The organism is Nocardia sp. SYP-A9097 (assembly GCF_009649815.1).
Classification (GTDB): domain Bacteria; phylum Actinomycetota; class Actinomycetes; order Mycobacteriales; family Mycobacteriaceae; genus Nocardia.
This window is the reverse complement of the sequence record NZ_WJIC01000001.1, coordinates 578,475-590,548: the sequence shown is the minus strand read 5'-3', so window position 1 is coordinate 590,548 and position 12,074 is coordinate 578,475. Positions and strand designations below refer to the sequence as shown.

The following is a 12,074-nucleotide window of genomic DNA, read 5'->3' as shown; positions in this document are numbered from 1 at the left end:
GTGCAGGATTCGACGCGGGCGGTGCTCGGGATCGCGCTCGCCATCGTGGTATTGATCGGCGCGGCACTGTGGTTGGGCCGGGAGGGCGATGGATCCGGGCGCACCGTGGTGCGATTGCGTATCTGGGATCAGAGTTTCGTCTCCGCGTACCGGGCCTCATTGGATGAGTTCGAGCGGGCCAATCCGGATATCGAAGTGCGAATCACGCTGGTGCCGTGGGCTTCCTACGCGCGCAAACTCCGGCTGGATGTGGCGGGCGGGATTGCCGACGATCTGTTCTGGACCAGTCTGTACGAGGATTACGCCGATAGCGGGCACCTCGTCGATATCGGGCAGACGCTGGGCTCCGATGCCGCCGCGGCCTGGGATCCGTTCGCGGTCGCACAGTTCACCCGCAATGGAACACTGTGGGCCGTACCGCAATTCGTGGATGGCGGCAGTGCGGTGTTCTACAACCGGGAACTGCTGGAACGGGCCGGAGTCGATCCCGCCGAACTGGCGGGAATGAGCTGGAGTCCCGACGAGGGCACCGATACCCTCCGGCCCATGCTGCGGCGGTTGCGGGAGGTCGCGCCGTGGCCTTACAACGCGGCCAAGGACTTTCAATCCCTGCAACTGCCCTACATGGGATCAGCCGGCGCGGTGCTGCAGCGGGACGGGCGCTTCGCCTTCGCGAATCCGCAGGGGGACATGGCCTTCAGCTACCTGGTGCGGTTGATCGCGGACGGGTTGTCGCCCTCGGCGGCGGACACCAACAACAGTGGTGACTTCGCCAAAAGCGCCTTCCTGCAAGGGAAGATGGCGCTGTTCCAATCCGGGAGCTTCAATCTCGCCACCATCTCGCAGAACGCCGGATTCCGGTGGGGGCTCGCGCTCATCCCGCGCGGACCGAAAGGCAGGATCAGCGCGAACAATTCGATCGCGGTGGCGGGCAATACGGCCTCACCACATCCGGAGGCGACCAAGCGGGTACTCGCCTGGCTGGGCAGCGCGGCGGGCAATCGACACCTCGGCCTGGACGGGGCCACCATTCCCGCCGTCATCTCCGAACAGCAGGTGTACCGGGACTATTGGGCTCGGCACGGCGTGGATGTGACGCCGTTCTTCGATGTGCTGCGTGATGGACAGATCTCCGCCGGCGGCGGGCCCGGATTCCCATCCGCACTCGAGGCCATGGACCCGATCCTCGCCGAAATATTCCTCGGCCGACTGCCCGTGGACACCGGCTTGATACGCGCACAGGACGCCGCGAACAATGCCCTCGACCAGCGGTAGGTCAGATACGGCTGTGATCGGTGTACGGCGTGCGCGGACCGAACTTCGGCTTGTGCGCGAAACCCGCCAGACCCAGCAGGCGCACGGCCCGATAACGGTGTGGCCGAAGCGGTTCCAGATACTCGACCATCTCGTCATCGTCGATGGGACGACCCAGTAGCGTCCAGCCGACCGTGGCGGCGAGGTGAAAATCACCCACCGACAAGGCATCCGGATCACCGAAGGCGCGCTGCGCGATCTCGGCGGCCGTCCACACCCCGATCCCCGGGACGGTACGCAGTCGCTCCGCGGCCTCGGTATGACCCAGCGTCGCCGCCTCCTCCAGCTTCGACGCGATACGGGACGCCAGCACAATGGTTTTCGACCGCTGCGGGCCCACATTCGCCCGGTGATACACCCACGACGGAATATGCCGCCACGTCTCCGCGTCCGGCATCACCCGCAGACCCTCCGGCGCGGGACCGGGCGCGGGAGTTCCGTACCGCCACACCAGCTTTCGCCACGAATCATGCGCTGTCTTGATGTGCACCTTCTGCTCCAGCACCACCGGCACCAGCGCCTCGAACACCAAGCCGGTCCGCAACATCCGCAAGCCCGGATTACGCCGATGCGCCTCGACCACCTTCGGATGCTCCGGCGCGAAGCCGCTCAGATCCTCATCCAGGCACAGCATCGCCGGAAGTTGCTCCAGGAACTCCTCGGCCCCCGGACCCCACGCCCGCGCCTCGACCGCATTCCGATCGGCCTGCCGCAGCCGATACGTCACCACCCCGGACTCCATCCGCGAGGCATGCCAGTGCGCGCCATCCGGCGTCTCCCGATGACAGGGATCACCGAAGCCATGCCGCAGCGGCGAGACGGTCGCGGCGAGATCAATCGGCCGCTCCGACCGCACCGTGCGCGCGAGAGCGCTGGTGGTCGGCACGGAGGTCATCGGGACATTCTGCGCGACACCCGGGAAGCACCGCAGCGAACCCCCGTCCACTGGTGACCGGCAACACCCCACCATTCGTCGGCCCGGCTCCTCCACCCCGCCATCCCGGCATGCTTTCGGCCGGGATCCGGCATGGCCACACATCCGCCGATCGTGTGGATTCCGGCCAAGGACGCGCCGGAATGACGGGGTCGGGCGTCGCTAACGATCGCGACCCGGCGCAGGTGCACCGCCGGTCGATGCTGGGCTGCGAGGGTCCAGCAAGAACTGCGCGAGATGCTCAGCCGGCTTTCCCGCCAGCTGGTCGGCCTGCGTGCGGCACGAGAACCCGTCGGCGAGGAAGACAGCATCCTGCGGAGCATCGCGCAGCGCGGGCAGCAAGCCGTTCTCGGCCACCGCGACCGAGACGTCGTAGTGCCCGCGCTGCATTCCGAAGTTTCCGGCCAGCCCGCAGCATCCGGCGATCTCGTGGATGGTCGCGCCGGTGCGCTCCAGAATCCGGCGGTCCGCCGCGAAGCCTGAGACCGCGTGCTCATGGCAGTGCGGCTGGACCACGACATGTCGGCCGGTGCGATCCGGTGGGGTCCAGTCGGCACACGATTGCAGGAACTCCGCCAGGGTACGCACGGCCGCCGCGACGGTGTGCGCGCGCGGATCATCGGGCAGCAGACGCGGGAGATCCTCGCGTAGGGTGGCGGAGCAGGAGGGCTCCAGGCCGACGACCAATCCACCCGCCCGCACGTGTGCGTCGAGCGCATCCACCGTGGCGCGCAGGCGAATTCGTGCCCCGTCGAGTTGGCCGGTGCTGATCCAGGTCAGCCCGCAGCACACCCGGCGCTCGGGAATATCGACGCGATACCCGAGTGAGGAGATCAATTCGACAGCCGCCCAAGCGATCTCCGGATCGAACGCGTCGGTGAACGTGTCGATCCACAGCACGACGGCGGGCCTGCTCGCGTCCGCGGCAGATATCGCCTCGCGCCGACTCCTTGCCGCCTCACCGGGCGCGCCGCCCAGCGCGGTGACAGATCCGCGCCCCGAAATCTCGAACCAGCGGCGTCGCCACCCTGCCGGCTCACCGGGCGCGGTGACAGATCCGCGCCGCTGGGTCTCGAACCGGCGTCGCCACCCCCGGCGGAAGCTCTCGACAGCCAGCGGCGGAATGGGACGGCGCGCGTCGATTCCCGCTGCGCGCAGCACTATTCGACGCAATGGACCGGCTGTCGCGAGGGCATTCGCGACGCGCGGAAGGCGCGTGGCGGCGGCAAGCCACTCGGGAAGCCGGCCGAGAGCGTAATGGTCCACCGGGCGGAGGCGGCCCTGGTAGCGGCGGTGCAGGGTCTCGGATTTGTAGGTGGCCATATCCACCCCGGCGGGGCAGTCGGAGTGACATGCCTTGCAGGACAGGCAGAGATCCAGGGATTCGGCCACGGCGTCGGAGCGCCAGTCGAGGGCGCCGCGAACCACCTCCTGCAGGACGCGGGCTCGGGCTCGGGTGCTGTCCTTCTCATCGGAGGTGGCCAGATAGGACGGGCACATGAAGCCACCCGAGGAGCCGGTGTCGGCGCGGCATTTACCCACCCCGACACAGCGGTGTACGGCGGTGGCGAGATCGCCGTCATCGGGGAAGGCGAAACCACCCGCTGCGGGCATCGGGCGTACACCGACCAGGCGCAGGTCCGAGTCAATGGCATTGGGGCGCACCATGACACCGGGGTTGAGGATGTCGTCCGGGTCGAACAGGGACTTGAACTCGGCGAAAGCGGCCAGGGCGGTGGGGGAGTACATGTGGCGCAGCAGTTCCGAGCGCGCGCGGCCGTCGCCGTGCTCACCGGAGAGGGAGCCGCCGAAGGCGACCACCTGGCGGGCGGCATCCTCGAGGAAGGCCCGAAAACGTTGCGGCGCATCGGCTATCGGCAGATCCAGGCGGACGTGAATACAACCGTCACCGATATGGCCGTAGAGCAGGCCGTCCACGCGATGCTCGCGCATGAGTTCCTCGAACGCACGCAGGTAGTCGCCGAGACGATCGGGTGGGACGGCCGCGTCCTCCCAGCCCGGCCACGCCGGATTCCCCTCGGGTGTGCGACCGGAGAGCCCCGCGCCATCGGCGCGAATCGTCCACAGCGCCTTGGCTTCCCATGCGTCCAGCACCAGCCTGGAATCGACCGCGTGCGCGGACCGGCAGAGCAGTTCGGCGGTCTCCCGCGCCTGCTCGGCAGTCGCGCCCTCGATCTCCACGAAGAGCCAGCCACCGCCGCGCGGCAGGGTCGGCACCGCACCACCGCGATGCCTGCGCACCACATCGACCAGGCGGGCATCCATCCCCTCGACAGCGACCGGGCGCACCGCCAGCACGGCAGCGACATCGTCTGCGGCCGTTGGCATATCGGGATAGCCGAGCACCACCAGCACGGTCGCCGCCGGTATCGGCACCAGCTCGACCGTGGCTTCGAGTAGCAATCCGCAGGTGCCCTCCGAACCTACGAACGCCTTCGCCACCGACGAACCACGCTCCGGCAGTAGACGTTCCAGCGCGTATCCCGATGCCTGGCGCTTGAATCGCCCCAATTCGGTACGCAGCACAGCGAGATTCGCGCGGGTGAACTCGCTCAGCCCCGGTACCACCGACAACTCGCTGCCGAGCCGCCGTTCCTCCCCGCGCCCATCGAGTACCCGCAGTTCACGCACGGTATCCGAGGTCCGTCCCCAAGCCACGGCATGCGGTCCGCAGGCATTGTTCCCGATCATCCCGCCGAGGGTGCACCGATTCTGCGTCGACGGATCGGGACCGAATCGCAGACCGTGCGCCGCGACCGCACCCTGCAACGCCCCCAGCACCACTCCGGGTTGCACTCGCGCCCACCGCTGCCGCGCGTCCACCTCGAGAATCGCGTTCATATGACGGCTGAAATCCAGCACGATGCCCGCGCCAATGGCATTGCCCGCCACCGAAGTCCCCGCACCTCGGGCGGTAACCCCGATACCCTCCGCCCGCGCGAATGCGAGCACCTCGCGCACATCCCCGTCGGTGCGCGGAAACACCACGGCCGACGGCAGCACCCGATAGTTCGAGGCATCGGAGGAGTACTCCGCCACCCGCCGCTCGGACGCGTCGACCTCCCCCTCGATCCGCCCGCGCAACCCCCGCACCACCATCTCGCTCACCCCGCCAGCCTAAGAGCCCACCGCCCGACATAATGCGAACGCGCACGTAATGGCGCTGGTAAACGCCGAGAAGGCCCCTGCGTCATTACATGCACGTCGGGAGAGCCGTGTTCGCCGACAGCGAATTCGGGGCGGAATGGACTTGTCCTGAACCTTTGTTGAGGTTTTAGTGTCGGTGGTCTGAGGTTTGATGGACTTCAGAGCGGTGAGGAGTCCGGGATGAGTATGGAATCGGTGGCGTGGAATCAGCTGTATCGGCAGATGAACGCGCCTACGGAGCAGCGTCCGCTGCGGCTGGCGACGGCGAAGCGGATTCTGGCGTTCGCGCACGCGCATCATCGGCAACTGGTGGCGTTCCTGGTGTTCAGCATTGTGTCGGCACTATTGGCGGTGGCCACGCCGGTGCTGGCGGGGCGGGTCGTGGATGCGATCGTAAGCGGGTCCGCGCCGCGCAGGGTGCTGGTGCTGGCGGCGATCATCGCGGTGGTGGCGGTGCTGGACGCGGGGCTCGGGCTGGTGATTCGGCTGCTGTCCGCGCGGATCGGGGAGGGATTGATCTTCGATCTGCGGACCGCGGTCTTCGATCATGTGCAGAAGATGCCGATCGCGTTCTTCACGCGTACCCGGACCGGCGCATTGGTGAGCCGGTTGAACAATGACGTTATCGGGGCGCAACGAGCCTTCAGCTCCACACTCTCCGGAGTCGTCACCAATGTGGTGACACTCGCCCTCACCCTCGCCGTCATGCTGCGGCTGTCCTGGCAGATCACCCTGCTCGCGCTGGTACTGCTACCGGTATTCGTGCTGCCCGCGCGGCGCATGGGGGAGAAGCTCGCCAAGATCCAGCGCGAAGCCGCCGGATTGAACGCCTCCATGAGCACGCAGATGACCGAGCGGTTCTCCGCGCCCGGCGCGACGCTGGTGAAGCTGTTCGGGCGGCCGCATCAGGAGTCCTCGGAGTTCGGGGTGCGGGCCGGGCGGGTGCGCGATATCGGGGTGCGCACCGCCATGCTGCAGACCGTCTTCGTCACCGCGCTCACGCTGGTCTCGGCGCTCGCGCTGGCGCTGGTGTACGGGCTCGGCGGGTACTTCGCGCTCGAAGGAAAGCTGGAACCCGGTGCGGTGGTGGCACTTTCGCTGCTGCTCACCCGGTTGTACTCACCGCTCACCGCGCTGGCCAGCGCCCGCGTGGACATTATGTCCGCGCTGGTGAGCTTCGAGCGGGTCTTCGAAATCCTGGATCTGAAACCGCTCATCGAGGACGCGCCCGATGCCCGCGTCGTGCCGGACGGACCCATCGCGGTGGAGCTGGACAGGGTGAGCTTCGGCTACCCGTCCGCCGACAAGGTGTCTCTCGCCTCGCTCGAGGATGTGGCGACCCTCGATACCCGCGGCGGCGAGGAGGTACTGCACGAGGTGAGCCTGCGCGCCGAACCCGGGCAGATGGTGGCCCTGGTGGGCTCCTCCGGAGCAGGCAAATCCACTATCGCGCAATTGGTTTCGCGACTGTACGACGTGGACTCCGGAGCGGTACGGCTGGGCGGCGACGATGTGCGCGAACTGACCAGCCGATCCATTCAGGACACCGTCGGCCTGGTCACCCAGGACGGGCATCTGTTCCACGACACCATTCGCGGCAATCTGCTGCTCGCCCGGCCCGAGGCCGGCGAGGACGAACTCTGGAATGCCCTGGAGCGGGCCCGATTGGGTGAGCTCATCGCCTCACTACCCGACGGCCTGGACACCGTGGTCGGTGAACGCGGCTACCGGCTCTCCGGTGGCGAACGCCAGCGGCTCACCATTGCCCGGCTGCTGCTCAAGCAACCGCGCGTGGTGATCCTCGACGAGGCCACCGCCTCGCTGGACTCCACCTCCGAGGCGGCGGTGCAGGAGGCGCTGGCCGAGGCGCTCGACGGGCGCACCGCGCTGGTCATCGCGCACCGGCTGTCCACCATTCGCAATGCCGATCAGATCCTGGTGCTCGAACACGGCCGCATTGTCGAGCGCGGCAACCACACCGAGCTGCTGGCCGCGAACGGCCGCTACACCGAGCTGTACAGCACCCAATTCGCCGACTCCAGCGAGCCCGCCGCCGCCTGAGCGCTATTTGCCGAACCGGCAAATAAAGTTGGCAGCTCGGGAAATCTCGATAACGTCGTAGGAATGGGAGCACACACGCACGGGCACTCGCATTCACACGGAACCACGACACACCAGGGCGAGCACGCCGCGCCGGGAAATGGGCACGCACACGGCCACTCCCATGGGCACGGCCACGATCACACCCATGACAGCATCGACTGGGCCACGCAGATCGGGCATCTGCGCCGGGAAGACGCCATGGCGGCCGACGCCCAGGCGCAGATCGCCCAGCGGCTGATCGGACTGCTCACCGGGACCGGTGCACAACCGGTGGTCATGGATATCGGGGCCGGGGCGGGCGGGCAGAGCGCGGCCTTCGCACGCGAGCTCGCGGCGCGCGGCGGCGGGCGGCTGATCATCGCCGACGCGGTATCGGAACTACTGGACGCCGCCCGCGCGACCACCGCGGCCGCGCTCGGCGGCGACAACCGGGTGAGCATCGAAACCGTACTGGTCGATGCCGCGGCGGACAGTGTCCTGGATGCCGTCTCGCAGGCGGACCTGGTGTGGGCCTCGCGCATGGTGCACCACCTGCCCGATCAGCAGGCCGGTACCGATCGGCTCGCCAAGCTGGTGCGCACCGGCGGCTGGCTGGCGCTCGCCGAGGGCGGACTGCCCCTGCGTTGCCTGCCATGGGATCTCGGTGTCGGCACCGCCGGGCTGCAGGATCGGCTGCTCGCGGTCCGCGACGAATTCTTCGGCCGAATGCGCGCCGAGATCACCGGCACCGTGCCCATGCCGTACGGCTGGGGCACCGCCCTCACCCGCGCGGGCCTTACCGAGGTCAGCTCGTTCAGCGTCCTCACCGATCAGCCCACCGCCACCCCCGAGGTGCGCGAGAGCGTCACCAACTGGCTGGACGGTCTGCGAAACCGTATGAGCGACAACATCACAGCGGATGACCGTAAGGCCCTCGACCTGCTGCTCGATCCCGCCGCCGACACCTATATCGGCGCGCGCGACGATATTTTCCTGTTGGGCGCCACCACAATTCACCTCGGCCGCCGCTGACCCATAGCGAATCGGTGCTACGACGTTTGCAAGATCAAGTGAGAATGCATTGTCGGCGGTATCGGCGCGACATCCTCCTGTGACCGTTCCGTTAGAGTACGGCCGGTCCCAAATAGCCTGCTATACGGCATAATTCGGGTTCCCTGGCACAGCTGTCGGATGCTTGTTTCACATGCCGGGGGAGGAGTCTCGGTGAGCCGTACCACGGAGCAGCGGCAGGTGCCCGCCTTCGGTTTCGATGATTTGCAGCGTTTCGCCGCTGCCGCCCGTAATAGTGGCGCGCAGCAGCGAACGCCCAGCCCGGCAGCGCCGCCGCCGCTGGAGTTACGCGTAACCAGTGAATCCCGCCGCACCGGCGATCAGTGGACGGTGCCGGAAAAGCTGGTGGCCGAATGCACCTCGGGCAAAGTCGTTATCGACTTCACCCAGGCCTACTGCTCCCGGCGCGCCATCGATATCCGAATCAATGCCGGCTCCGGCACGATCGTGGTGATCGTGCCGCGCGGCTGGCGGGTCGATCTGGATGCGGTGGAATTCGGCACCGGCGGGCACATATCGAATCGGGTGACCCTGCCGCGTTTTCCCGGCGCGCCGCTGATTCGCATCGAGGGCCGGGTGGAATCCGGGGCGCTCAAGGCGCGCTATGCGTTCCGTTCCCCGAAGGGGTGGCTGCGCGGAGACCGCTGAGGTCACCGATTTCCGGATGCGGTAGGAACAGAGGGTGACGCGCTGGCTGCTGCACGTCGACCTCGACCAATTCCAGGCCGCGGTCGAATTCCGGCGGCATCCCGAGCTACGCGGGCAGCCGGTCATCGTGGGCGGGAGCGGGGATCCGGCCGAGCCGCGCAAGGTGGTCTCCTGCGCGTCCTATCCGGCGCGAGCGCATGGGGTGCGCGCCGGAATGCCGCTGAAATCGGCGCTGCGGCTCTGCCCGGACGGGGTATTCCTGGCGCAGGATCTCGCCACCTACGCGGAGGCGTCCGAGGAGATCATGGCGCTGCTGCGGACCTTTCCGGGGCGGGTGGAGGTACTCGGATTCGATGAAGCCTTTCTCGCCGTCGACACCGACGACCCGGAACAGCTCGCCCGTGAAATACGCGCCGCCATCGCAGAATTGGGGCTGACCTGCGCGGTCGGCATCGGAGACAATAAACTCCGCGCCAAACTCGCCACCGGATTCGCCAAAGCCGTGGGCAAGACCGGGGATTCGGACACCATTCGGGACGGCGGCACCGGGATATTCCGGCTCACCGCCGATAATTGGACCGAACTCATGGCGCATCGCCCCGCCACCGCGCTCTGGGGCATCGGGGCGCGTATCGCGAAACGCATGAGCGCCATGGGAATCGAGACCATCGCCGATCTCGCCGCCGCCGATCAGGAACTGCTCGCCAAGGAATTCGGCCCGAACACCGGACCGTATTTCTGGGTGCTCGGGCACGGCGTGGGCGATACCGATATCGCGGAACCGCGCGAACCGGTCGGACACTCCCGCTCCGAGACCTTCCCCACCGACCTCACCGAACTCGCGGAATTCGATGCCGCCATTACCGAACTGGCCACCCAGGTCGCCGAGGAGACCTTCGCCGGCGGGCGCAGTGTGGGCCGGGTCGGAGTCACCGTGCGCACCAAAACCTTCTTCACCCGCACCAAACAGCGGAAACTGCCACAACCGACCACCGATGTGGACGAGGTGGTCCGGACCGCGCTACGGGTACTGCACAACTTCGAACTCGACCGCCCGATCCGGCTGCTCGGGGTGCGCGTCGAATTCGGAGCGTGACCGCACGCCGACCACGCACATCGCGTTTGTCATGCTGGGACCAGGCATACCGACGGAAGGCAGCACCGGACAATGACCAACTACCAGAACATCAGCTTCGTGACGGACGGACCGATCGCCCGCATCACGCTGAACCGGCCCACCGCCGCCAACGGTCTCGATCAGGCGCTCTCCGAGGAACTGGTAGCCGCCGCCACCTACTGCTCCGAAGATCCCGCCATCAAGGTCGTGGTGCTCACCGGTGCCGGGAAGTTCTTCTCCGCCGGTGGGGATCTGCGCGCCATGGCCGACAGCCCCGATACCCGCGAATTCATCGCCAAACTGGCCGACACCCTGCACCAGGCGGTTTCGACGCTGGCGCGGATGGACGCACTGCTCATCACCGCGGTCAACGGGACCGCCGCCGGTGCGGGTATGAGCCTCGCGGTCGCCGGTGACCTGGTGGTCGCGGGCGAATCCGCCGCCCTCACCATGGCGTACACCAAGGTCGGGCTCAGCCCGGACGGCGGCGCGTCCTACTACCTGCCGCGCCTGATCGGGGTGCGCCGCACCCAGGATCTGATGCTCACCAACCGGGTGCTCACCGCCGCCGAAGCCCTCGACTGGGGACTGCTGCACCGGGTGGTGCCGGACGCCGAACTCGCCGACACCATCGAACAGCTGGCCCAGCAGTTCGCGCGGGGACCCAAGGGCTCCAATGCGAATGTGAAGAAGCTGCTGCTGGTTTCTTCGCAGCACACCCTCGAGGAGCAGCTGGCCACCGAGGCCGCGTTCATCACGCACTGCGCGGAATCCGCCGACGGGGCCGAGGGGATTGCCGCGTTCGTCGGCAAGCGCGCACCCAAGTTCGCCTGAGCCACACGGTGATTCGCCGGGAACGCGGGAACCGGGTCAGTTCTTCAGGAACTCCAGGATTTCCGCGTTCACCTCGGCGGCATGGGTGATGTACAGGCCGTGCCCGGCATCCCAGAACTCCTTCAGCACCGCGTGCGGCGCGAGTTTCACGGCCTGGCGACTGGTGATATCGATCGGAATCGACTGATCGGCCAGGCCGTGCAGCAGCAGGAACGGGACCGTCACCGCGGCCACATCCGGGCGGTGATCGGAGTTGAACAGCTCCCGCTGCACGGCGATCGTCGCGTAGGCGGAGGCCGACAGGCAGCGGCCGATCTCCATATCGATCACAGCCTGCGAGGTGCCGCGGCGCAGATGCGTCGCGAAGTAGCCCTGCGCGCGCTCGGCGAACCACTGCGGGCGATCCGACTTCAGCTGCGCCGCCGAGGCTTCGAACACCGCCTTCGGTGCGCCGAAGGGATTGTCCTCGGTCTGGCACATGAACGGGATCGCCGGGGCCAACAGGGCGATCCGGCTCACCCGGTCCTGACCATGCCGGGCCAGATAGCGCACCACCTCTCCGCCACCCGCCGAATGTGCGACCAGGGTGGCATCGTTCAGGTCCAGGTGATCGATCAGGGCGGCCAGATCGTCGGCGCGGGTGTTCACGTCATAGCCGGTGGCCGGACGATCCGAGCGACCGTGCCCGCGGCGATCCACCAGAATGCAGCGGTAGCCGTGCTCCAGGAAGTAATGCAGCTGGTACTCCCACATATCCGAGTGCAGGGACCAGCCCGCCACGAACACGATCGGAGCCCCGATTCCGTAATCCTCGTAGGCGAGGGTGGTGTCGTCGGTGGTCTGGAAGTAAGGCATATCGGCTGCGCTCCTTTGGCTTTCGCTGTGCTGAAGACAACTATGCCGTGC

9 protein-coding genes are annotated in these 12,074 nt (G+C 67.3%); 6 read left to right on the top strand and 3 right to left on the bottom strand.

Going from position 1 to position 12,074, the window contains the following annotated elements:
* Positions 1–1,275 carry an extracellular solute-binding protein gene (locus GFY24_RS02660; RefSeq protein WP_309230418.1) on the top strand — a complete coding sequence of 425 codons (1,275 nt, stop codon included), beginning with the start codon at positions 1–3 and terminating at the stop codon, positions 1,273–1,275.
* Position 1,276: 1 nt separating this feature from the next.
* On the opposite strand, the gene GFY24_RS02655 is transcribed toward GFY24_RS02660, so the two are convergent.
* Complete coding sequence (locus GFY24_RS02655) at positions 1,277–2,209, bottom strand: DNA-3-methyladenine glycosylase (protein WP_153803287.1); 933 nt, start codon at positions 2,207–2,209, stop codon at positions 1,277–1,279.
* Positions 2,210–2,410: 201 nt separating this feature from the next.
* Positions 2,411–5,368, bottom strand: a complete 2,958-nt coding sequence (locus GFY24_RS02650; RefSeq protein ID WP_153803535.1) for an FAD-binding and (Fe-S)-binding domain-containing protein — start codon at positions 5,366–5,368, stop codon at positions 2,411–2,413.
* Between the two features lie 228 nt (positions 5,369–5,596).
* On the opposite strand from GFY24_RS02650, the gene GFY24_RS02645 reads away from it, so the two are divergent.
* The 5 genes from GFY24_RS02645 (at position 5,597) to GFY24_RS02625 (ending at position 11,168) form a co-directional block, all read left to right on the top strand.
* Positions 5,597–7,477: an ABC transporter ATP-binding protein gene (locus GFY24_RS02645; protein ID WP_153803286.1), complete on the top strand. Its 1,881-nt coding sequence runs from the start codon at positions 5,597–5,599 to the stop codon at positions 7,475–7,477.
* 63 nt (positions 7,478–7,540) lie between these two features.
* Complete coding sequence (locus GFY24_RS02640) at positions 7,541–8,530, top strand: methyltransferase (protein ID WP_153803285.1); 990 nt, start codon at positions 7,541–7,543, stop codon at positions 8,528–8,530.
* A gap of 192 nt (positions 8,531–8,722) precedes the next feature.
* Positions 8,723–9,217, top strand: coding sequence for a hypothetical protein (locus GFY24_RS02635; RefSeq protein ID WP_153803284.1), 495 nt, complete (start codon positions 8,723–8,725; stop codon positions 9,215–9,217).
* A gap of 34 nt (positions 9,218–9,251) precedes the next feature.
* Entirely contained in the window at positions 9,252–10,313 is a 1,062-nt protein-coding gene (locus tag GFY24_RS02630) for a DNA polymerase IV (protein ID WP_309230358.1), read from the top strand.
* Between the two features lie 72 nt (positions 10,314–10,385).
* Entirely contained in the window at positions 10,386–11,168 is a 783-nt protein-coding gene (locus tag GFY24_RS02625) for an enoyl-CoA hydratase/isomerase family protein (protein ID WP_153803283.1), read from the top strand.
* A 36-nt stretch (positions 11,169–11,204) separates the two neighbouring features.
* On the opposite strand, the gene GFY24_RS02620 is transcribed toward GFY24_RS02625, so the two are convergent.
* Positions 11,205–12,023, bottom strand: a complete 819-nt coding sequence (locus GFY24_RS02620; RefSeq protein ID WP_153803282.1) for an alpha/beta fold hydrolase — start codon at positions 12,021–12,023, stop codon at positions 11,205–11,207.
* Positions 12,024–12,074 lie beyond the last annotated feature (51 nt).